21 protein-coding genes and 1 pseudogene are annotated in these 20750 nt (G+C 67.3%); 11 read left to right on the top strand and 11 right to left on the bottom strand.

All coding sequences use genetic code 11. The features are described from left to right. The first annotated feature begins 458 nt into the window (after window positions 1-458). Window positions 459-1931: an Ig-like domain-containing protein gene (locus ACWEN6_RS20485; protein WP_452571818.1), complete on the top strand. Its 1473-nt coding sequence runs from the start codon at window positions 459-461 to the stop codon at window positions 1929-1931. A 155-nt stretch (window positions 1932-2086) separates the two neighbouring features. On the opposite strand, the gene ACWEN6_RS20480 is transcribed toward ACWEN6_RS20485, so the two are convergent. Next, window positions 2087-3115 (bottom strand): aldo/keto reductase, encoded by a 1029-nt coding sequence (locus ACWEN6_RS20480; protein WP_452571816.1) that lies wholly within the window; start codon window positions 3113-3115, stop codon window positions 2087-2089. Beyond that, on the bottom strand, window positions 3112-3558 hold the full coding sequence (locus tag ACWEN6_RS20475; RefSeq protein ID WP_452571814.1) for a VOC family protein: 447 nt from the start codon (window positions 3556-3558) through the stop codon (window positions 3112-3114). The genes ACWEN6_RS20480 and ACWEN6_RS20475 overlap by 4 nt, the downstream gene beginning before the upstream one ends. 53 nt (window positions 3559-3611) lie before the next feature. On the opposite strand from ACWEN6_RS20475, the gene ACWEN6_RS20470 reads away from it, so the two are divergent. Further along, complete coding sequence (locus ACWEN6_RS20470; protein WP_452571812.1) at window positions 3612-4319, top strand: TetR/AcrR family transcriptional regulator; 708 nt, start codon at window positions 3612-3614, stop codon at window positions 4317-4319. Window positions 4320-4381: 62 nt separating this feature from the next. Here the strand turns inward: ACWEN6_RS20470 and ACWEN6_RS20465 are convergent, their stop codons facing one another. Continuing rightward, on the bottom strand, window positions 4382-4798 hold the full coding sequence (locus ACWEN6_RS20465) for a nuclear transport factor 2 family protein (RefSeq protein WP_452571810.1): 417 nt from the start codon (window positions 4796-4798) through the stop codon (window positions 4382-4384). Window positions 4799-4946: 148 nt separating this feature from the next. After that, a complete protein-coding gene (locus ACWEN6_RS20460) occupies window positions 4947-5843 on the bottom strand; it encodes an alpha/beta fold hydrolase (RefSeq protein WP_452571808.1) in 897 nt (298 codons plus the stop codon). A 96-nt stretch (window positions 5844-5939) separates the two neighbouring features. On the opposite strand from ACWEN6_RS20460, the gene ACWEN6_RS20455 reads away from it, so the two are divergent. Beyond that, the gene (locus ACWEN6_RS20455; protein ID WP_354852226.1) at window positions 5940-6533 is read left to right on the top strand and encodes a PadR family transcriptional regulator; all 594 of its coding nucleotides are present in this window, start codon (window positions 5940-5942) and stop codon (window positions 6531-6533) included. 249 nt (window positions 6534-6782) lie between these two features. Here ACWEN6_RS20455 and ACWEN6_RS20450 read toward each other — a convergent pair whose 3' ends face one another. Together ACWEN6_RS20450 and sigJ are read right to left on the bottom strand one after the other, a co-directional pair. Further along, complete coding sequence (locus ACWEN6_RS20450; protein WP_452571806.1) at window positions 6783-7988, bottom strand: NAD(P)/FAD-dependent oxidoreductase; 1206 nt, start codon at window positions 7986-7988, stop codon at window positions 6783-6785. Window positions 7989-8081: 93 nt separating this feature from the next. Further along, window positions 8082-9026: an RNA polymerase sigma factor SigJ gene (sigJ, locus tag ACWEN6_RS20445; RefSeq protein WP_452571804.1), complete on the bottom strand. Its 945-nt coding sequence runs from the start codon at window positions 9024-9026 to the stop codon at window positions 8082-8084. A gap of 208 nt (window positions 9027-9234) precedes the next feature. On the opposite strand from sigJ, the gene ACWEN6_RS20440 reads away from it, so the two are divergent. Beyond that, window positions 9235-9768, top strand: a complete 534-nt coding sequence (locus ACWEN6_RS20440; RefSeq protein ID WP_452571802.1) for an RICIN domain-containing protein — start codon at window positions 9235-9237, stop codon at window positions 9766-9768. Between the two features lie 134 nt (window positions 9769-9902). On the opposite strand, the gene ACWEN6_RS20435 is transcribed toward ACWEN6_RS20440, so the two are convergent. Next, entirely contained in the window at window positions 9903-10844 is a 942-nt protein-coding gene (locus ACWEN6_RS20435; RefSeq protein WP_452571800.1) for a hypothetical protein, read from the bottom strand. A 483-nt stretch (window positions 10845-11327) separates the two neighbouring features. On the opposite strand from ACWEN6_RS20435, the gene ACWEN6_RS20430 reads away from it, so the two are divergent. Beyond that, complete coding sequence (locus tag ACWEN6_RS20430) at window positions 11328-11798, top strand: lamin tail domain-containing protein (protein ID WP_452571798.1); 471 nt, start codon at window positions 11328-11330, stop codon at window positions 11796-11798. 240 nt (window positions 11799-12038) lie between these two features. Here the strand turns inward: ACWEN6_RS20430 and ACWEN6_RS20425 are convergent, their stop codons facing one another. Together ACWEN6_RS20425 and ACWEN6_RS20420 are read right to left on the bottom strand one after the other, a co-directional pair. Beyond that, entirely contained in the window at window positions 12039-12701 is a 663-nt protein-coding gene (locus tag ACWEN6_RS20425) for a tetratricopeptide repeat protein (RefSeq protein WP_452571796.1), read from the bottom strand. 179 nt (window positions 12702-12880) lie between these two features. Then, window positions 12881-14134, bottom strand: coding sequence for an MFS transporter (locus ACWEN6_RS20420; RefSeq protein ID WP_452571794.1), 1254 nt, complete (start codon window positions 14132-14134; stop codon window positions 12881-12883). Between the two features lie 43 nt (window positions 14135-14177). Between ACWEN6_RS20420 and ACWEN6_RS20415 the strand changes: the two genes are divergently transcribed. After that, window positions 14178-14858: a FadR/GntR family transcriptional regulator gene (locus ACWEN6_RS20415; protein WP_452571792.1), complete on the top strand. Its 681-nt coding sequence runs from the start codon at window positions 14178-14180 to the stop codon at window positions 14856-14858. A gap of 293 nt (window positions 14859-15151) precedes the next feature. On the opposite strand, the gene ACWEN6_RS20410 is transcribed toward ACWEN6_RS20415, so the two are convergent. Continuing rightward, the gene (locus ACWEN6_RS20410) at window positions 15152-15487 is read right to left on the bottom strand and encodes an IS3 family transposase (protein WP_452571790.1); all 336 of its coding nucleotides are present in this window, start codon (window positions 15485-15487) and stop codon (window positions 15152-15154) included. Window positions 15488-15706: 219 nt separating this feature from the next. Between ACWEN6_RS20410 and ACWEN6_RS20405 the strand changes: the two genes are divergently transcribed. The 3 genes from ACWEN6_RS20405 (at window position 15707) to ACWEN6_RS20395 (ending at window position 18199) form a co-directional block, all read left to right on the top strand. Continuing rightward, complete coding sequence (locus ACWEN6_RS20405; protein ID WP_452571788.1) at window positions 15707-16924, top strand: hypothetical protein; 1218 nt, start codon at window positions 15707-15709, stop codon at window positions 16922-16924. A gap of 477 nt (window positions 16925-17401) precedes the next feature. Next, complete coding sequence (locus ACWEN6_RS20400) at window positions 17402-17923, top strand: hypothetical protein (RefSeq protein WP_452571786.1); 522 nt, start codon at window positions 17402-17404, stop codon at window positions 17921-17923. A gap of 57 nt (window positions 17924-17980) precedes the next feature. Then, window positions 17981-18199 carry a hypothetical protein gene (locus ACWEN6_RS20395; protein WP_452571784.1) on the top strand — a complete coding sequence of 73 codons (219 nt, stop codon included), beginning with the start codon at window positions 17981-17983 and terminating at the stop codon, window positions 18197-18199. A 782-nt stretch (window positions 18200-18981) separates the two neighbouring features. Here the strand turns inward: ACWEN6_RS20395 and ACWEN6_RS20390 are convergent. Then, window positions 18982-19167: a hypothetical protein gene (locus tag ACWEN6_RS20390; RefSeq protein WP_452571783.1), complete on the bottom strand. Its 186-nt coding sequence runs from the start codon at window positions 19165-19167 to the stop codon at window positions 18982-18984. Window positions 19168-19716: 549 nt separating this feature from the next. On the opposite strand from ACWEN6_RS20390, the pseudogene ACWEN6_RS20385 reads away from it, so the two are divergent. Together ACWEN6_RS20385 and ACWEN6_RS20380 are read left to right on the top strand one after the other, a co-directional pair. Beyond that, window positions 19717-20276: pseudogene (locus ACWEN6_RS20385) on the top strand (IS5 family transposase); the annotation flags it as partial. A 49-nt stretch (window positions 20277-20325) separates the two neighbouring features. Next, on the top strand, window positions 20326-20643 hold the full coding sequence (locus tag ACWEN6_RS20380; protein WP_452571781.1) for a tyrosine-type recombinase/integrase: 318 nt from the start codon (window positions 20326-20328) through the stop codon (window positions 20641-20643). Window positions 20644-20750: the final 107 nt, after the last annotated feature.

Genomic DNA, 20750 nt, shown 5'->3' with positions numbered 1-20750 from the left:
AGTTCCGCAAGGGAAGCTTCGACGACTTCCGCATCCGCGTCGGCGAGGGCTACCGCGGCCACTACGACTGGGGCCAGTACCGCAACTTCTTCTAAACGACCCGATACCGCCGCACGGAAGGACCCTGCCGATACCCGGCCAGAGTGACCGGAGGCGGAAGACAAGTGAGCGGGCGCTCCCCAGGGAGCGCCCGCTCTCGTCATGTCGGCATCGGATGGCCGAACCTCCCGTCCCGCCTGTCGTCCTGGTCGTCCTGGTCGTGCGGGTACGCGAGGAGGGGCGAGGTTCCCCGACACCGGGCAGGCCGGCGCCGGACACAGGTGCGGATCGACGGCGTGGCCCAAGTACGACACGGAGATCGCACGCCTCTGACACCTGGCGCGACTTCTTGATCACATAGAGTAACGTCCGCCGTGAAGTCGATCTAGGAGTACCTCACGACGGAGTGGAGTTCGGCGTTGAAGTCACAACATCCCAGGTCCGCGCGCACCGCACTGGCCGGCGTGCTGCTGGCGCTACTGGCCGCCTCGGGGACGCAGGCGGCGGCCGGTACCGCCGCGCATGCCGCCGCCGGCGTACGGCGGCCGGTCCCGCGCGTCGTCACCACGCCGTGTGTCCGGCAGGGCCAGGCGACCTACCCCGTCGGCTACTACTGGAAGAACGCGCTCGGCATGAGGCTGGGCGCCGGGTCGGTCTCGGTCGACACCTCGCCGTCCCTGTGGGGCGGGCAGATCGCACCGGGCGGCACCTTCACCCTCTCGCTGACGCACCGCACGAGCCAGTGGCCGCTACTGGTGAGGACCTACACCACCATGTGGGACCTGTCGTCGCTGCTGGCGAACGCCGATGTCGTCGGCCAGTCGGGGACCGGCGCCATCAACGGCACCACCCTGACGATCACCTCGCCGGGCAGCAAGACCGACCCGCCCCCGAAGGTCATCACCTTCCAGGTGAAGCAGGGGACCATCGGGCGCAGCATGACCATCCGGCCGACCGGGATCAGCAGCGTCATCGCCGCTCCGGGCGAGCTCGGCAACAACACCCCGGCGCCCCCGATCCAGATCGTCGGCGGGCAGTCCATATCGCCCACCAAGGCCACCGACGACACCATCACCACCAAGCAGGACACGGCCGTCAGCGTCCCCGTCCTGGCCAACGACACCGCCGCCTCACCGACGATCACCAGCGTCACCAAGCCCGCCAACGGCACCGCGACCATCTCCGGCGGCAACGTGGTCTACACGCCCGCCGCGGGCCTGAGCGGCACCGACACCTTCACTTACACCATCGCCACCCCCTGCGGGACCAGCACCGCCACGGTCACCGTCGTCGTCACCTGTGCCTACCAACCGGTCAACCTGGTCAACGGCAGCTTCGAGGCACCGGCCGTCGCCACGGCCGACTGGTCCATCCCCGACGCCTCCACCAACCCGGGCGTCGGCTGGCACACCACCGCCACCGACAACAAGCTGGAGTTCTGGCGGGGAAGCGCGACCGGGATCCCGGCGGCCGACGGGCAGCAGTTCGCCGAACTCAACGCCAACCAGGTCTCCACGCTCTACCAGGACCTGCCCACCGTCCCGGGAACGCCGATGACCTGGGGGGTGTACCACCGAGGCCGCCTCGGCACCGACGTGATGCGGGTGCTCATCGGCGCTCCGGGCGCGACCGTGGCCCAGATCCCGTCCGGGGCCTCCTCGCCGGACATCTCCGACGACAACACCGCCTGGCGCTACTACACCGGGGTGTACGTGGTGCCTCCGGGACAGACCACCACACGATTCGCCTTCGAGTCGGTGTCCGCCGCGGGCGGCACCCCGACGGCCGGCAACTTCCTGGACGGCGTGACCTTCCAGTCACCGCCCTGCCTCTCCATGACCACGAGCACACTGAGGACGGCCGGATCCCGGGGAGCGTCTCGGATCCGATGACATCACGGGATACATCCTCACCACCGGATGGGTCCGGTTAGCGCCGGAGCCGCAGGTCTCACCCGCGGTCTGATGCTCGATCGAGCACCGACCGCGGGTGGGCCGTCGAGGCAGGCGTGGAGTCGTTCAGGTACGCGGTCGTCACCGCCTGGCCGTCACCGCGTGGTCGTGGCCGGATGCGGGTCGATGAGCGCCGAGCCGAAGACCCATGGAGAGGTCTGGGCGATGAAGTCCCCCGGGAATCCGAGCGTGAACCCGGACGCCTCTTCCAGGCGGGCGACGCTCTCGGGCGGCAGGACGAGGTCGATCGCGGCGAGATTGTCGCGGAGCTGGTCGGCGCGGCGCGCCCCGATGATCGGGTGGACGGCGCGGGAGCGGCTCATCGTCCAGGCGATCGCCACCTGTGAAGGCGTGGCCCCCAGGTCGTCGGCCACCTCCTGGACGACCCGGGCGACGGCGTGGTCCCGGTCCGAGAGCGACTCGGCGGCCAGCCTGCCGCCGGCCGCGGGGCCGTCCGGGCGGGTGTACTTGCCGGACAGCACCCCGCCGGCCAGCGGGCTCCACGCGGTGACGCCCAGGTTGAGGGACTCGGCCATCGGCAGCAGCTCACGTTCGATGTCGCGCTGCAGCAGGCTGTAGGGCACCTGCAGGCCGATGAACGGGCTCCAGCCGTGCCATTGCGCCAGCGTGTTGGCACGGGACACGACCCAGGCGGGGGCGTCGGAGATCCCCACGTACAGCACCTTGCCGGCCTGGACCGCATCGTCCAGCGCGCGCATGGTCTCCTCGATCGGCGTGTGCCGGTCCCACATGTGCACCCAGTACAGGTCCAGATAGTCGGTACGCAGCCGGCGCAGGCTGGTCTCCAGCGACGCCCGCAGGTTCTTGCGATGGTTCCCGGCGGCGTTCGGATCGGTGCGGGCCCGGGACACGGTGTACTTCGTGCCCAGCACGAACGACTCCCGCCGGCCCTTCAACAGCTCGCCGAGGAACTCCTCGCTGGCCCCGTCGCGGTAGTTGACGGCGGTGTCGATCATGTTGCCGCCGGCCTCGGCGTACAGATCGAGCATCAGCCGGCACTCCGGCAGCGGTGCGCCGACCCCGCCCTGCTCGCCGAAGGTCATCGCGCCCAGGATCAGCTCGGAGACGCGCAACCCGCTCGCGCCCAACGTGCGGTACCTCATGCGGTCGCCGATCCGCTGAACAGCTCCGCGGCCCGCGAGACGATCTCGTCGTGCGGCACGTCTCGCACGTGCTCGTCCAACGCCCAGCGGTGCCCGAACGGGTCCAGCAGCTGACCGGTGCGGTCGCCCCAGAAGGCGTCGTGCACCGGCTCGAAGACCGTGCCCCCCGCCTTCATCGCCCGTTCCCAGGCCGCGTCGGCGTCCGGGACCGGCAGGTGCAGGGCGGCGGGAGTTCCGCCGAGGCTCGCCGGTGAGCGCATGCCCAGCGCGGGCATCTCGCCGGCCACCGCCAGCACGGTGCCGCCGAGCAGGAGCTCCACGGTCAGCGTGCGGCCGTCGGGAAGGGTGATGCGGCCTGTCTCCTGGGCGCCCAGGGCTTCGGCGTACCAACGGGCGGCGTGGTCGGGGTCGCCGACCACCAAGTGGATCGCGATTCGCGTCATGATCCTGACCATACACACCGTATGGACAATACGTACATACTTACTGTCCGGACATGCTGTCGTATACTGACGGCATGCCCTCCAAGCGCACGGCGCCCTCCGCCCGCCGATCCGGCACGGCGCCCGCTTCCGCCGAGCTGCGAGAGCGCATCCTGTCCGCGACGCGCGAGCTTCTGCGGCAACACCGCTTCGACGCCCTCAGCGTGGCCGACATCCTGACCGCCGCCGAGGTCTCCCGGGCGAGCTTCTACTTCTACTTCCCGAGCAAACAGGCCGTGCTGGCCGAGCTGGTACGCCAAGCCGTGGCGCAGGGGCAACAGGCGGCACAACCCTGGATCGACGGGCAGCAAGATCCGGTGACCGCCCTCCGGGCGGGGGTGACGGACGGCGCCCGCCTGTGGCGCGCCAACGCGGGCGTCCTCATGGCGATCGTGGAGAACTGGGCCTCGGACGAGGACCTGCGAGCCCTGTGGCTCGAACAGATGGACCTGTTCACCGACGCCGCCGCGGCACGCGTCGAATCCGACCCGCACGCCCGCCGGCGACTCGCCGGCCAGGACATCCGCACCGTCGCCGCCTCGCTCACCTGGCTCGGGGAGCGGCTCTACTACCTCGCCGCGGCCGGAGTCCCTCCCTTCGACGACGAGGAGGTGCTCATCGACGTCCTCATCAACGCCTGGACCTCCCTCCTGTACGGCCACACCGCCACCGACCCGGGAACCCCGCCGGCCTCATCGGCCGAGCCGACGGCAGGTACGTGATCGCTCGCGACAGCCGCCGTCATCGCATCCCGAATAGACCTGCGGCTTCGATCGGCAAGGGCTCAACCGGCTTGTTGGTCGCGGAGCGGAATCGGCTCGGCCGGCGCGGCGCGCCCGGGAGGGGCGGGGAAGGGGTCGGCGAAGTACTGGGTCTCGTGCGTGACGAGACCATCGGTGATCTCCATGACGCTGAGCGAGTATGTGGGCACACCGTCATAGGTGATCACGCACTCGCTCACCCAGAGGTCGCCGCTCCCCAAGATCCGGCGGACGGCGAAGTGGCGTTCGGCCGGGTGCCCGCCGCGTTGCGCCTGGATCCTTGACCGCCCTGTGAAGCGCTCGCCCGACTGTGGGTAGTCCAGGATCGCGTCCGCGGCGTAAATCGCGTGCTCAGCGTCGAGGTCCCCACGTTCGGAGGCCTCCCAGTGCTCCCGAAGCCGAGCCTGGAAATCGGCTTCGGGACCGATCGCGCCGTTCACCCCGTCAGTCCCTCATTCCCAGAAAGAATGTCGCCGACTTTCACGACAGACGGTACCGAGTGGTTCCCGTGCGGCGTGGGACCACAACCGGCGCGTCCAGCACTACGGTCGAGGGTCCCGCCATCGCGACGACGACTGTGTGCCCCGGTCAGGCGGTGAAGAACCGCCTGAGTTCGGCGGCCACGACCTCCGGGCGGCCGGCCGGGTTCCGCTTGCCGACATCTCCGGACGCGTCGTGGTCGAGGCCGGGGAACTCGACCCGCTCGACGTTGGGCACGGTCTTCTCCAGCCCGGACAGCGCGGGCTTGAGAAAGGGCAGCCCCTTGCTTCCGCCGAGGAGGAGCACGTCGGCGCGTACGTCGGCGAAACGGTCCAAGGTGTTGGCCATCTCGGCCAGCAGCACGCCCTCGTAATGCAGAGTCGGGGCGAGGGTACGCATGGTCGCGTCACCCGGCTTGGCGTGCTTGTCCTCGCTTTTCATCAGCAGGCCGGTCGTCCAGGTCAGCAGACCTCGCGGCATGACCTTCATGATCGGCGGCCCGAGCCGGAGCCCGAGCATGCTCGTCACCAGCGCGGCCGCCACCTTGCCCTCGGCCATCTCCCGGTCGAAGCGGCCGATCCACCCGGTCAGCCGGGGGACGTCCTCCAGAAGCAGGGCCGGCTCGTAGACGGCGACCTTGTGGATCGCCGGCAGGGTACGCGCCGCCTCGAGCACCGCGACCCCGCTCGCGCTGACACCGAAGACACAGTGGGCATTCGTCTTCCGCAGCACCGCGTCGAGGTCTTCGACCTCCTTCCGCACGCCGTAGTCGTCCCCGTACGGCCCGCTCTGGCCGCGGCCGCGGCGGTCGGGCAGGTGGACGGTGAAGGCGTCGGCCAGCGCTTCGGCCATGGCCAGGTGGCTGCCGGCCGTCTCCATGGAGCCGTGCAGCAGCACGATGCCGGGGCCATGGCCGATCGAGTGGTAGGCGATGCGGGTGCCGTCGTCCGAGATGACGAAATCGGTGGTGAGGTCAGCGGTCCGAGGCAGTTCATGAGTGGTCATCGCCATGTCCTTTGGTGCGCCGTTTGATCGACATTCGAATAGTGTCAGAGCAACTAGTATCTCGTCAACTAGTAGCACTGGCGCTAATATCGAGGCATGACCCGCTCACCGCTCGCTCTGACCGTCATGGCTCTGCTGCAGTACAAGCCGCTGCACCCGTACGGCATCCAGCGGCTGATCAAGCAGTGGGGCAAGGACAAGGTCGTCAACGTCGGCCAGCGGACGAGCCTCTACCGGACCATCGACCGCCTCACCGCGGCCGGCCTGATCGAGGTGCGAGAGACCGGGCGCGACCAGGCGTATCCCGAGAGGACGGTCTACGGGATCACCGACGCGGGACGCGCCGTGGCCCGCGAATGGCTGCTCGACATGCTGGCCACGCCCAAAGCGGAGTTCCCCGAGTTCCCCGCGGCGCTGTCCCACCTGCTGATGCTCGCCCCCCAGGAGATACGCGACGCCCTCGATCGGCGCGTGCGAACGCTCGACGAGACGCTGGCCGCGCTGGACACCGACCTCGGCGCCGAAACCGGATACGGCATCCCTCGCATCGCCATGCTCGAGGCCGAGTACATGCGCGTCGTCATCGCGGCCGAACTGCAGTGGCTCCGCTCAGTGTCCGACGACCTGCGCAGCGGCGCCCTGGCGTGGTCCCCCGAGGAGATGCTGGCATTCGCCGAGACCCCCGAGTGAGGCTCCACGGCGAACGATCGGCCAAGGCCGTCGGACCCATCGGGCGCCGCGATGAGCCAGAGCGAGGAGCAGCGCCTGCACGCAGAACCGGGGGCTCCGGCCCAGTGATCGCGCGCCGGCCGGGTCGTCTCCCGCGGTGGCGAGTGCGGGATTCCGGGCGGCGCGCACGGGGACCGGGAGCGTCCCCGCCTCCCCGCCCCCTTACGAGCGGGCTCCCTCCGAACGAGGGCGCCCGCCTCGCTCCGTGGTCTACGCCGTCGCCTGGACGGTCGAGCTGTCCGCGACCTGCTCCCGCGTGACAGGGCGGGGCCGGGTCGGCAGTCCGAGGGTCGGGTTGGCGACGCCCCAGGCCGCGCCCTTGCAGACCAGTTCCTTGTACAGGGCCGCGAGCCGTCCGGTCAGCACCGCGCTCACAGCGCGGTCGTCGGCGGTGACGTACTGGATCAACCCCTCCTTGCGACCCAGGGAGATGCACTGGTTGAAGTAGCGGATCGGCGCGTTCGAGAGCTTGCCGCCGGTCAGGCGCGCCGCAATCGCGTCGGCGGCCCGCCACGCGGCCGGAGTCCCCGAGGCGCACGACATCCGCAGCGGCTTGTTCCCAAGCCCCATCGCCATGGCCGCGTCTCCGATCGCGTACACATCCGGGTGCGAAACCGAGCGCATGGTCCTGTCGACCACGATCTGGCCGGTGCCGGCCACCTCAAGGTCGGTCGCCTCAGCGATCGGGTGGACCGCGAAGCCGGCGGTCCACACGGTGACCGCGGCCGGGATGACCGTGCCGCCCGCGGTGACGATCCGGTCCGCCTCGACGCCGGTGACGGCGGCGTGCTCATGCACGGTGATCCCGAGCTTGGCGAAGACCCTCCGCAGGTGCGCACGGCCCTTCGGGGAGAGCCAGTCACCGAGGCCGCCTCGGGCGGCGAGGGCGACGTCGAGGTCCGGGCGGGACTCGGCGATCTCGGTCGCGGCCTCCACGCCGGTGAGGCCGCCGCCGACGACGACCACGGTCTGCCCGGCGTCGAGGCGGGCCAGGCGCTCGCGCAGCCGCAGTGCTCCGGGGCGGCTGGCGATCTCATAGGCGTACTCGGCGGTCCCGGGGACGCCCTGGGCGTTCCAGCCACTGCCGAGGGCGTAGACGAGCGTGTCGTAGGAGAGTTCCGCGGCGCCGTTCCCGTCGTTCCCGTCGGCGACGGTGACGGTCCTGCGGCCGACGTCGACGCCGGTGACCTTCGCGAGCCTCAGTTCGACGCCGGTGCCCGCGAGCATCTCACTGAACGGCCGGGGCTTGAGGTCCTGGCCGGTCGCCACTTGGTGCATGCGGACGCGTTCGACGAAGTCGGGCTCGGCGTTGACGAGGGTGATGGTGACATCCTGGCGGCGGAGCCGCTTGGCGAGGCGGCCGGCGGCGATCGCTCCGGTGTATCCGGCTCCGAGGACGATGATGCGGTGCTGCATCTCCATGCTCCTGTCTTGCGCGGTTTTGCCCCTTGAACCGGATGGCTCGCCGTTTCCTGACAGGAACGCGATGTGAAGCACCTCACATAGGGCTCAGAAGGCGGTGAACAGCGGCTCCCCGTGGTCGGCCGCGGCCCACCGCTCGGTGGCGCGTTCGAGCTTGTCGGGGTTGACCTGGTTGCGGACCGCGACGATGCCGTCCGCGGTCACCTCCAGGCACATGACGCCGACCACCCGGCCGTTCACGACGGCCACGACCGAGGGATCACCGTTGACGATCGAGGCGTACAGCCCGGCCGTGCCGCCGGCGATGGAGCGCTTGGCCTCGCCCGGGCGGAACAGGCCCCGCAGGAACTTCGCGACCGCGACGGCACCCTCGAACGCCTTGACGCGAGCCGGGATCTTCCCGCCACCGTCGCCGATCGCGATGGCGTCCGCGGTGAGCAGGCGCACGAGCGGCTCGGTCCGGCCGCTGCAGGCGGCCGCCAGGAACTCCTCGACGATCCGCCGGGCGGCGGCCTCGTCGACCTCGCCGCGGACCTTGCCGTCCGCGACGTGCTTCTTGGCACGGTGGAAGATCTGCTGGCTGGCGGCCTCGGAGAGGTCGAGGATCGCGGCGATCTCGCGGTGCGAGTAGTCGAACGCCTCACGCAGCACGTACACCGCCCGCTCGTTGGGGGACAGGCGCTCCATGAGGGTGAGGACCGCGTACGAGACCGATTCGCGCTGCTCGGCGGTGTCGGCCGGGCCGAGCATCGGGTCTCCGGCGAGCAGCGGCTCGGGAAGCCACTGGCCCACGTAGGTCTCGCGGCGCGCCCGAGCGGAGGTGAGCTGGTTGAGGCACAAGTTGGTGAGCACCTTCGTCAGCCAGGCCTCGGGAACCTCGACGCGGTGGACATCGGCGGCCTGCCAGCGCAGGAACGTCTCCTGCACGGCGTCCTCGGCCTCCCCGGCGGAACCGAGAAGACGGTATGCGATGGCCTCCAGCCGCGGCCTGGCGGCCTCGAACCGGTCGACATCCTCCACGGTCAAGGGCATGGCCCGAGCCTAACCCCGCGACACCCGTCTTCCGCCTCCCGGATCGCGCCGATCACATGAGCCGGGAGGACCCGGCGAACGACCGGACACCCGGCTCCGGTCTGTCCGACCCTCGACACGCGAAATACACGCACGGACAGTAATTGATCAAGGACTTTCGGTTATGACATGGTGCTCGAGTCCTGACCGACTCTCATGGGGGCCCATCATGCTTGCTCGCCGTCTGCTCGCCGTCGTCGTCATCTCCACCAGCGTGGGAGGGGTGACCACTCTGCCCGCCACCGCCTCCACTCGCCGGCCCGCCGGTCACACCGCCCTGGCCTGGCCTCCCATGTGCGTCGACGTCAGCAACAACCGGGGCAACGGCACCCTGATGTACCAGTGGCAGTGCGACGGCAACAACACCAACCAGAGGTTCGTCATCGACAACGGCCTCATCAAGGTGGAGGACACCATCGGCACGGGCCAGGTCATGTGTCTTGACTCCTCCAACGGCCGCACCAACGGCACCCGGGTCTACCAGTGGCAGTGCCTGGGTAACCCCAACCAGCTCTGGATCGTCCAGAGAGGCGCGATCATCCTCAGGTCCACCCTGTCCTCGGGCAACCCCCTGTGCCTGGACGCCACCAACAACCGCGGCAACGGCACCCAGGTGTACCTGTGGCAGTGCGGTAGCGCCAACACCAACCAGAAGTTCGTCATCAACAACGGCCAAATCGCGATCAAGGACACCTTGCTCTGATCCCCGGTCTCCCCGAGACCTTTGCCCGTACCGTCCGTGACCAGCTCACCAAGCAAACGGCACGCGGTGGGCAGGCCGACGAATCGGGCAGGACGCCTATTTCCAGCACCGGGCCGCACATCCGGCCGGCCCGGTCATCTATCGCGCAGTAGCTTCTCTCGCCTGGCCAGCAGCCGCGCACGCTCAGCGGACAGAGCGCTGTGGCGGGCCTGCACACGCGCGTTCATGTTCCGGACCCATCCGGCCGTCTTCATGACCTCAGCCCGGGTGTTCTCAATCCGATGGTGCTTGATCACATCGGTGATGATGTTGTCGAAGAAGACGTCAGCGAACCACCGCGTGTCCACCTTGGGCATGCGAGCATGTGCGGAGATGCCGACGTCCGCCAGTTCACGGGAGAAGACGTCCAGCGCCCACTGGGCTCGCCAGGCCACCTGGTCGGCGGTGCGCAGCCGGTTGTGCTCGATGGAATCGGCGATCAGACCGCCGCCGAGAACATCCCAGGTGGACGCGCGCCTGGCCGAGTTCAGATGGTGCAGCACCTCACCGATGGCGTCATGAGCGGTCTGCCCGGCGTAGTGGGCCTGCTCGTGCTCACGCTCTTGCGCCGTCACGCGGTCCAGGGCGGCGCCGAGGTCGGCCAACTCTCTGGCGCGGGCATCACCACTGCCGATGAGCTGTCGTTCCTTCTCGGCCAGCAACTCCGCGTATTCATGTCGAGCCGTCGCGAGCCCGGCCAGCTCCGCCTCGGCCACACGCGCATCCGCCTCAAGCTGGGCCAGTCGGGCCCGATGGCCATCGACGCGCTGCCTGGCGACGGCCACCTCGGCGCGCTCGCGAGCCAGATGCTCCTCGCGGACGCCCAGCAGGCGAGCCAGGATGGCGGACACCCCGCTTTCCAAGCGGGTGACGTCGTTCTCCTCCTGGGACAACTTCAGCTCCAGGCCCGCCAGAGTGTGCCGCGCTTCCCGGATCTGCTCTTCGGTGGCTTTCCGCAGCCGCCGCAGGTGGTCGGCCCGGTGCTTTCGGGTGGCCGCGACACGCAGCCGCTCGTCGAGTTCTGGTGAGCTCGTCACACTTCAGGCGACGAACGAGACACTCCAGACGTTCCACCCAACCCTCGCGACGTAACCCGTCCAGAATCAGGCGACGTTGGTGACCATGTCAGAGGGGCTTTGAGTACCTTCACCACACGGGCACCACGCTCGCCGCGCAGTCGGAGCGAGCCTCGCCGAGCTCAGGGCGCGAAGCGGTCACGACAGCCACCGGGCGGCGCCGACCTACCAGCATGCCAGGCGCGACGCCGATCAGAAGATCGCCGATGCGCTGAGCACGCGAGTAGGGGCTGAGCGAATCGAGGCGACGGTGACGCGAGCCGTTGAGTCCGGCCGGCCGAGGTACGAGGCGAGGACGTCGACCCCGACCCGAGCACCGTAGTCCCCGGCCCCCGCCCCCAAAAGTTCCAGAGATATCAAACCGAGGCTAGAACGGTCTATCTGCATCTATTCCCACCACTATGATCGCCTCGCGCCCATTTCCCCGGCCCATGGAGCACCACTGTGCGTACCCGTTCTCTGCTGATAGGTGCTGCGCTGGCCGCCAGTGTGGTCGTCGTCTCCCAGCCTGCTCACGCGGCGAGCCCGGCCGTTCAGATCACCAAGGTCTATTACGACTCGCCCGGTTCGCCGGACTTCGGCGCGAACAGCAGCCTGAACGGCGAGTACGTCCAGATCAGGAACACGACCCGGAAGGCGGTCAGCCTCAAGGGGTGGACGCTCCGAGACGAGACGAGCCGGGCGGACCACGTCTACACGTTCGGCGCGTTCACGCTCGGTACGGGAAAGACGGTCACCGTGCGGACCGGCAAGGGCAGGAACACCGCCACCACCCGCTACTGGGGCAGGAGCGGGGGGACTTTTGCCTACATCTGGAACCAGGGCAAGGACACCGCCTACCTGCGCAACGCCTCGGGGACGCTTGTCGACTCCTGCTCGTACAACTCCACACGAGTCGCCTACAAGGTCTGCTGACCGCCTGGACATAAGGAGCACCCGCTCACCTCCGAAGAGGAGCCGACCCGCCGCCGGCCGGGACCGGCGCCCACGCCGCACGCCGCAGCTCAGTTTTCGGCAGGCTGTTGGCTTCCCTCGTTGTCGCGCTCCGCCCAGGTCGGATCATCCACGGTTTGCCGGCACACCTTGGACAGGCGTTTCGTGGACCTGCTGGACGTCATGGCCGGTCTTCTGGGAGGCGGATGAAGGCCGCCACGCCTAGATCTTCGTTCTCGCCTGCTCGATCTGCCGCACGATGGCATGGGCACCATGCGCCTGCGCGATGGCGTGCGCCTCGTCGAGTGCCGCGAGCGCGTCCGCCCGGCGGCCCTGGGCGGCGGCGATGTAGGCCAGCCCGACCATGTTGGCGGCAACGACCGGCAGGGCCCCGATCTCCCGGCCCAGCCGCGACGACTCCTCCAGTCGCTCGCGTGCTTCATCAAGCCGACCGGCCATGTGCGCCGCGATGCCCAAGTGCCGCAGGGCCTCGGACTGGGTCGGCTTGTCGCCGACCTGCGCCGCCATCCGACAGGACTGCTGCAGGTAGGGAACCGCGGTCACGTTGTCACGCCTGATGACCTGATGTAGACAGCCGATCCAGAACAACGCCTCGGCCTCACCGCGCGTGTCGCCCAGCGCCCGGTATGACTCGATCGCGCGCTCGAACAACGGAAGCTCGGCCGGGTCCTCGACGGGTGAGGAGCCGGCGCTGGCGCGCTCGTTGAGAAACCGCGCATGCAGGATCCGCCCACGGGCCAGTGCGGCGTCGGCCTCCAACGCGTCCAAGCCCCGTTCGGCACTGGTCAGCACGCTGGCGTCGCCGCTGAGAACCGCCCGTTCATAAAGCGTCTTGGCTCGTTCGACCCGGTCTTCGGCGCTCATCGCCGCCCCCGCCCTGGCAACGCCATCACCTGTCAGATCAGCAGCAGGGTATCCGGCTCAGGACCGTCATGGACGGTTGGCGACGAGTGAGTCTGGCCGGTCCGGGCCGCACAGAACACGCCCTGCCCGTCGCCGGCATAGGGGCGGCGACGGGCACACGTCGTGGGCCGGCCTGGCGGTCAGGGGCGCTGCTGGTCGGCGTCGCGCTTCGTCGGCTGTGGCGCGGAGTCCTCCACGAAGCGAGGACGGCAAGCGAACCAGCCGGCGATCACCCCTGGGATGGCGGTCACAGCGAGCACCAGGAGCGGGATCGACCATGATCCGGTCGCTTCGCGCAGAACGCCCAACCCGATCGGGCCGAAGCACGCCAGCCCGTAGCCGATGCCTTGAACGAAGCCCGACACGGCAGAGGCTGTCTGCGGGCTCTTGGTGCGACGGTTGATGAGGGTCATGCAGAGCGGGAAGGTGCTCACCCCGATTCCGAGCGCGCACATCCACAGCAGAGTGCCGTCAAGCGGGGACAGGAGCAGGCCCAGGTATCCCGCTACCAGGAAGATCGCGCACCCGACGACCACGATGAACGGATTCGTCATGCGCGTGGCCAGGTGCGGAACCACCAAGGCCGCGAGCATGCCCCATGCCGAGTAGAGCGCGACCATGGAGCCGCCCAGTGCCGCGCCGCCTCCTGCGTCGGTGAGCACTGCCGGGACCCAGGTGATGATCCCGTAGTTGGACAGCGACAGCATCGCGAAGAGGATCACCAGGCCCCAGACGGTTGATGATCGGCTGATCCTCGGGCCCGCATCGGTCGCCGTCACGGCCGCGGGCGCGTGGTGATCGGCAGGCAGCCTGACTGCCAGGACGAGCCAGACCACACCGGCCACAGCAGCCGGTCCCGCCCAGATACCTACCGAGAGCCGCCACGTCGCCGCTTCCGCTACCGGGACCGCGAGGAGCGGGGCGATGAACTGACCCGTCTGCAGGAGGATCAGGTAAAGCGAGGTCCCCAGGGCCAGTCGATCGGCGAACCAGGCCTTCACCAACGGGACGATGACGACGTTCGCGGCTCCGATTCCGGCCAGGGCCAGCACGGTCGAAAGCACCAGCAACGAGGGCGTTGGAGACAAGGCGCGCATCAGGAGCGACAGAGCCGTCAGGAACAGCGCCACAGTGGCCGTGCGCTCGAGTCCGAACTTCCTCGTCACCGCTGGGGCGAGAAACCCGAAGATGCCGAAGGACGCCGCCGGCACAGTGCCGAGCAGGCCGGACAGCGTCACCCCGAAGCCGAGATCGGAGCCGATGATCTCCAGGAGCGGGGTGAACCCGGTCACGGCCGTTCGCAGGTTGATCGCTGTCAAGGCGATGGCGAGCCAGGCCCACAAAATCAGGCGCTTACGGTGCAAGGGAACGAGCGATGAGGACAGCGATGTCACGTTATACTCCCGATGCAAGGTCAGCAGATGATGGGATTATGGGATGAGTTCCGAAGAGTCTGGCACGCGACAGCCGATGCGTCGAGTGGGACTCATCGACCAGGCTGCCGAGCACTTCCGCCAGGAGGTGGTCTCTGGACGCTGGCCGGTCGGTGAGCGGATACCGACCGAGGCCGCGCTGGTGTCGGAGTTCGGGATCGGCCGGAACACGGTGCGCGAGGCGCTGCAGTCGCTGGTGCACGCAGGACTACTGCGCCGCGAGCAGGGCCGCGGCACCTTCGTCATCTCCAACTCTGAGCTGACAGGCACTCTTGAACGTCAGCTCGCCGGTGGCACCCGTCGCCACTACCTGGAACTACGCCTTGCCCTTGACAGCGCTGCAGCGTCACTGGCCGCGTTGAACCGCTCAGATGCCGACGTCGAACTGCTGCGTGAGCTGCGCGACCGTCGAGAAGCGAGCTGGTCGACCGATGATCTCGACCTGCGAGCGAGCGCGGACCTCGCCCTGCACCGCGCGATCGTAGTGGCGACGCACAACCCTCTCTACGTCAAGCTGTACTCCAGCATGCTCGACATCTTCGCTGCCCACATGCGCGACGAAAAGGGCGAGGACGACGACGCGGCACACCGCCACCACCACGAGCTGGTCGAGGCGATCGCGGACGGGAACGCCGACCGTGCTGCCACGAAGGTGGTCTCCATCTTCAAACCCTTCATGCGCTGAACCACGCGATCGCCTCCCCGCTCGGGCGAGGCGTCTCGAACCCTGACTTCCTGCTCGCGAACGAACGCCAGTCACGACGTAGAGGGCTCCCCGCCCTGCTCAAGCGGCCGACGCTCACAGGAGACGTGCGATCACGTAAGGCGGCGTTGCTGTACCCGCTGCTGTACGCAGCACCCCCCGACGTCCGCCCCGTAGTCTTACTTCACAGCGTCAGGTCTTCTGCCCACCCGCGGACCCGGCCCGGGCGATCATCTCCTTGGTCCGGCAGGCTCCATCAGCGCTGGTCGAGCCGCCTAGCCGACGATCGCCCGGGACTGGACGTCGACGACAAACGCAACGCAGACCCCCCGGCCCAGGTCATCACGTGTATGAATCAGCGACCACCGCTGGTTGGGCCGCACCCCGGTGAAGTCTCGCTTCAGCAGGTCATCAGCCCGCTCGTGGCCCTCGTCGCGGATCGTGGTGCGAATCTTCGTGCCACGGCGGGTGCCGTGAACTCCCAGCTTGCGCATCAGCCTGGCGACTGTGCGACGTGCCACCACGATGCCCTCACGGTGCAGTTGCCGACAGATTTTCCGCACTCCGTAGACACCCCAGTTGTCGTGGTGGACCCTGCTGATCTGCTCCAAGCCTCCATCAGACCCGGAGCGATATAGCTGTGCTCTGAGGGGGCGGTCAGGTCGCTGGTCGATCTGAAACTGGCAGCTGAGCACAGTCATGCGCCGGCGCGGGACCAGCACTGTCTATCTTTGTGCAATACGGTGACCTTCTCCCGAGGAGACATGGTGAGTACAGCGAAAGTAATCGTGGTGGCTCCACCTGCGGTCGCATGCGAAAATCCTGCGGAAATGCGATATGGCGGCGTCGAAAGGGTCGCCTGGCGTTTGGTGCGGATGTTGACAGCGCTCGGCTGTGACGTGGTGCCCATTGCCTCCGCCGACAGCGACTTCGGCTCCTCTGTCACCACGCGCGGATTGTCACCGGTTCCCTCCTGGTGTCGGCCGGATCGGACGCCCCAGGTCTACGCCGAGGACACGACGGCGCTGCTCGACCACTTCGGTCACCACGTGCGACAAGTTGTCGAGGCGGAACGGGCGGACGCGGTTCTGATGCTGGGCCCCAGCCTTCCGGTCCTGCGGGAGACATTGACCGCCGCCCGAGCGGCCGACTCCCGGGCGGCCGCAGTCCTGCACAATGGTCCGGCTGACAACGTCGACACAATGCCATTGCTCGCCGCCGCCGATGTCACGCTCTTCTGCCTCTGTGAGGCTCAGCGCTCTTCTTTCGGCGCGCTGGCGCAGCGGATGGAGGTCGTGACGGACGGCATTCCGGTTGCGGCGGTGCCATTCTCCGCAGACCCCGCGCTGACGCGGAAGCGACTATCCAGTGACCCCGCATATGCCGGTCTGCAGCTCCGCGCTGAGCGTCCACTGGTTGGTCAGATTGACTACTTCCATGCGAACAAGGCCATGCTGACCACACTCCAGATCTTCCTCGACTCGGGGCTGTGGCGCACGCACGATCTGGTGCTCGCCGGCGGGCCTGGGTGGCAGTTGCCGAGCCGGTCAGACTCCGCCGAGGAGCCTTACCTGAATCAGATGCGCGCCTTCGTGGCGCGAAACAATCTCGCCGGTTGCGTGCGCATCCATGGCGAGTTGACCGGCGCCCAAGCTACCGAGCTGTACGGTGCGATGGATGTCTGCGTCAGTCCAGTACGGCTGGAGAACCAGCTGGAATCCCGGGACGCCGAGTCGTACGGTCAAGGCCGTGCGATCGCCAACAGCGCCGGCACGCCGGTGCTCATGTCCACTGCCTACGACAGCTCCTTCAGCGCGCTGCCAGAGTTCCGGTTCGATAGCGCCGAGCAGGGCGCCGAGTTACTCGGCGACCTTACCGTCTCCGCCGAGATGCGCCAGGAGATGAGGGCCTTCGCCGAGCGTCGTGATGCGATGGCTCCGGCCCTGGCTCGTTACGCCCAGTTCGTCGGGCTTCACCGCACCCAGGACGACGTGGCGCAGGCTGTCGCGCAGGTAGTGGCCAGCGAGGTCAACCGAGGCCGGCATTGAAGCTTTGGTCGTGTGCCCTGCCGCTTGTTGCCGCCTCTCGGGCAGCACGTCCTGCTCGTGAACTCGGACGCTGGCCGGTGGGCCTTGGGAGGTGCCATCGTCTCGGCTGAGAGACCGCGTAGGAGCAACTCGCTCGCCGCTGGAGAGTTCGATGCCGATTTCGGTCAACATTCCCAGGGTTTCCTGTGTTCGCAATGCTTGCCCACACTGGAGCTGCAATGCGTAAAAGTACGCATACAAATCTGGCAATCCTTGTTTGATCATGAAATTGTCACGTTTTGGGCGGTTATGGCGTCTGCTCCCGGTGCTGCGGGCACCGCCGAGATCGCCTTGAGAGCGACAAAATGGGAATGAAGGACGCATATCAGGATAAAGTGGCTTGCCTTGCAGGCCTGAGGGGATGAGCTCACACTGTTGTCATGCCAGCATTAAGGAGGGCCGGCGGTGTGGGCTCAGATATTGACTCTCGCAGGAGTCGTGATCGGCGCGAGCGTGTCCTTCGTCTTCACATCACGTACTGAGAAGGCACGCACCCAAAGAGAGATGCTCATCCGCTGGGATGTTCGCAGATATGAGGCGTTTGCGGACTATATCGGTGCGGTCACCCAGATGGCCCGGGTGGCCGGCCAGCTCACTCAGGGGCGCGGTTGGGACAAGATCGCGTGTCCGGTCGACCGCGAAGCCGGACTCGCCGCGATGGATCGGTTCGAGAGCTCTCGCACAGCTGCGTATGAACGTCTGGTCATGCTCGCCAGCCAGGATTGCATAGATGCCGCCGACATTCTTAACAAGGCTGTTTGGCGGCTGGAGTGGATAGCGCGGGAGGCCATCAACGGCTCGATGGAGGAATGGCAGCTAGGCTTGGATGCCTACACCCCGGCTTTGGACTCTTTCCAGCAGGCTGCCCGAACTTGCCTGGTACTGCCACTGGCGTCATTCACACGGCAGATCCATCGTCCCGCGATCGAGTTTCCTGAGGTTGCTGAGCGAAATAGCTAGATCGTCGCAGCCTAGTCAGCTCCCGGCTGCACGAAAACAAGACAAGGAGGCCCACCCATGGGAAAGGCCGTCTGGATCATCAGGCTGATAATCAGCTTCGGGATATCTGTTGCCCTGGCCATCTCGGTCACTTCCGAAAAGGAGCAGGTAACAATTCTGGACCTGCTCGGCATTCCCGTCATCGTGCTCTTCTTCACGCCGATCGCCCTCGCCGGTATTACCATCGGTCAACATGTTCTCATGTGGGTCATCACCAGCCCGGGAAAGGACCTCTGAGAGCTGGAGGGCGAGCCCCATTGCCCATGGGTGTAGCTCTTCCGCAGTGAGTCGCCGAGGCCAGGCGCTTGCTGGCATGGCTGGTTCGTGCGGCAGTTCTGGCCTCTCCTCGGGCCGTGCGGTCAGACGACGGCGAGTGCCTTCGTGGTGCTCCACGGCTCGCATGAGCGTCAACGCGGGGTGGCGAGCAAGCTCGACAGTGTCGCCAAAGACCAGCTCAACCAAGGCAGCGGGCACGGAAGTCGGAACAGGCCGGATCAAACGCGAAACCCAGGTCGGGATATATACCCTGACCTGGCTTTTCTTTGGGTGGAGCCTAGGAGATTCGAACTCCTGACATCCTGCTTGCAAAGACGTACGCCGATCTTGTCCTACCTGCGACGACGCAGCTCACAGCACTGATCGCAGTCCCCGCGACTCTCCGCTGTTTCCCCTTGTTCTCCGCCCCATCGGGCACGCGACGGGCACGGCGGTACCCTAATCAAGGACAGTCTCCGGCATTGCGCCGCCCCTCCCCGCAGGGGTACGGCTTGGTCCGCCAGACCGTAGGCGCTCGGGCACGACGTCGGGAGGCTGGATAGCACCGGAGACCGTCCTCACTCCTGCGTAACAGGGAGCCACCCGACTCGGAAACCTGCGGATTAAAAGCTCGGACGATCATGGTTCCAGACAGTTAAATGCAGGTCAGGGGGTAGGCGCGGTCCATCCTGAACGGTCTGAATCACCCTGAACTGCAACCCAAACCGCAACCCGCGATGTCCTGAGGTCCTCACCCAGGGCCGTCACTCGTCATTGGTGCGGTAGGGCTTCGGGCGTGGGAGAACCACTATAAGCAGAGTTGCGATTGGCCCGAGAAAGAGAGAAAGCAACCACCAACCGAAGCCCGAACGCCACTTGCTCTGCGCCAAACCAGCGTTGACCAGGGAGAGAGTAAAGTAGAAAACGCCCGCAAGATCATTGGTGCTCATCGTATTAAGCATGTCGAGGATTCTGTCATATAAGACCATTTCGCTTGACCCCTGACGTGAGCCCCCTTTAACGGCCGTGCTCGGTGGGCCGGGGCTGAGGTACGAAGTCCCGGACCTTCGATCGCCCCCGGCCCCGTGTGGTGGCCGGCCATAGCATGGCGATCGTCGTGCTAGATGGGTGCGGCGGCGGCGCGTGCCTGGTCGGCGGGTGCGGTTTGGTGCGGCGGATGATCCGTGCGGTGGGCGGCCCGCGTTCCCGCCGCCGGCCGGGATCGGCGCCCACGCCGCACGCCCGGCCGGGCGGAGCGGGCGGCGGGCCGTGCGGCGGCGCGGGGCGCCGTCGCCTTGATACCTAAGAGCGAAATTCGGCAGTGATCTATGCTCGGCCGTGTCGTCATGCCGCTGCGGGGCCGGTGGCGCTATCGTCTCAGGTGGAGGGCCGATGTCGGACTGCGTTGAGGTGCATGTCACGACCAGCAGCCGTGAGGAAGCCGATCGGATCTGTACAGCGGTCGTTGAGCGGCGCTTAGAAGTCCTAACAGAATGATCTTGCACCAAGTGCTGCTGGATCGGCTCCGCGCCGCCGATGCACTCGACCTCTCCCGGGCCGCAGTGGACTCCTCCCAGATCAGAGCTCTAAAAGGGGGGCGCAGACCGGCCCGTCGCCGGTCGATCGAGGACGGGCCGGCAGCAAGCACCACCTGATCACCGACGCCACCGGCATCCCGCTCGCGGTCATCCTCACGGGCGCCAACCGCAACGACGTCACCCAGCTTGTGCCGCTGTTGCACGCGATTCCCAAGGTTCGCGGCAAGCGCGGTCGTCCCCGCCAGCGCCCCGATGTGGTGCTGGCCGATCGCGGCTACGACCATGACAAGTACCGCCGGTTGGTCCGGGAGTTGCAGATCCGGCCTTTGATCGCCCGCCGCGGCACCGAGCACGGCTCCGGCCTGGGCAAACACCGCTACGTCGTCGAGCAGACCTTCGCCCTGCTGCACGCCTTCCGCCGCCTGCGCATCCGCTGGGAGATCCGAGCCGACATCCACCAAGCCTTCCTCAGCCTGGCCTGCGCCCTCATCTGCTGGCGCCGCCTCACTTCACTGCGTTAGGACCTCTAAGCGTGAGGCCGATATCTGGCTGACCAAGCAAGAGGCGGAAATGCTCAACGGCGATTGGCTTGACCCTGACGCAGGGAAGATCAAGTTCGGGAAGTACGCGGGGGACTGGATCGAGGAGCGGCCGAACCTGCGACCCCGAACGGTAGAGCTGTACGACTACCTGCTCCGTGTCCATCTTCAGCCGACGTTCGGAGACAAGACGCTGAGCGAGATCAAGGACCCGCATATCCGGCGGTGGCGCAAGAGCCTCCTCGACGCGGGCGTGAGCGCGGTCACCGTGGCCAAGGCGTACCGGCTTCTTAAGGCGGTTCTGACGACGGCCGTGGATGATCAGCTCATCCGACGCAACCCGTGCTGAATCAAGGGGGCTGGACAGGAGAAATCAGCCGAACGGCCGGTGCTCACGGTCGCGCAGGTCTACCAGCGCTCGCGGACGCGATCGAGCCGCGCTATCGGGCGCTGGTG

The sequence above is a fragment of the Sphaerisporangium sp. NPDC004334 genome, from assembly GCF_053602655.1.
Note: the sequence above shows the minus strand (reverse complement) of the source record. Positions and strands in the feature narration are given on the sequence as shown.

Bases quoted from the DNA above. Each gene is read 5' to 3' on its own strand.
- ACWEN6_RS20405 (WP_452571788.1), top strand. From the start codon at position 15,707: ATGCGATATGGCGGCGTCGAAAGGGTCGCCTGGCGTTTGGTGCGGATG.
- ACWEN6_RS20455 (WP_354852226.1), top strand. From the start codon at position 5,940: ATGACCCGCTCACCGCTCGCTCTGACCGTCATGGCTCTGCTGCAGTAC.
- ACWEN6_RS20470 (WP_452571812.1), top strand. From the start codon at position 3,612: ATGCTGTCGTATACTGACGGCATGCCCTCCAAGCGCACGGCGCCCTCC.
- ACWEN6_RS20395 (WP_452571784.1), top strand. From the start codon at position 17,981: ATGGGAAAGGCCGTCTGGATCATCAGGCTGATAATCAGCTTCGGGATA.
- ACWEN6_RS20475 (WP_452571814.1), bottom strand. From the start codon at position 3,558: ATGACGCGAATCGCGATCCACTTGGTGGTCGGCGACCCCGACCACGCC.
- ACWEN6_RS20440 (WP_452571802.1), top strand. From the start codon at position 9,235: ATGCTTGCTCGCCGTCTGCTCGCCGTCGTCGTCATCTCCACCAGCGTG.
- ACWEN6_RS20425 (WP_452571796.1), bottom strand. From the start codon at position 12,701: ATGAGCGCCGAAGACCGGGTCGAACGAGCCAAGACGCTTTATGAACGG.
- sigJ (WP_452571804.1), bottom strand. From the start codon at position 9,026: ATGCCCTTGACCGTGGAGGATGTCGACCGGTTCGAGGCCGCCAGGCCG.
- ACWEN6_RS20480 (WP_452571816.1), bottom strand. From the start codon at position 3,115: ATGAGGTACCGCACGTTGGGCGCGAGCGGGTTGCGCGTCTCCGAGCTG.
- ACWEN6_RS20415 (WP_452571792.1), top strand. From the start codon at position 14,178: ATGAGTTCCGAAGAGTCTGGCACGCGACAGCCGATGCGTCGAGTGGGA.
- ACWEN6_RS20380 (WP_452571781.1), top strand. From the start codon at position 20,326: ATGCTCAACGGCGATTGGCTTGACCCTGACGCAGGGAAGATCAAGTTC.
- ACWEN6_RS20390 (WP_452571783.1), bottom strand. From the start codon at position 19,167: ATGAGCACCAATGATCTTGCGGGCGTTTTCTACTTTACTCTCTCCCTG.
- ACWEN6_RS20460 (WP_452571808.1), bottom strand. From the start codon at position 5,843: ATGACCACTCATGAACTGCCTCGGACCGCTGACCTCACCACCGATTTC.
- ACWEN6_RS20450 (WP_452571806.1), bottom strand. From the start codon at position 7,988: ATGCAGCACCGCATCATCGTCCTCGGAGCCGGATACACCGGAGCGATC.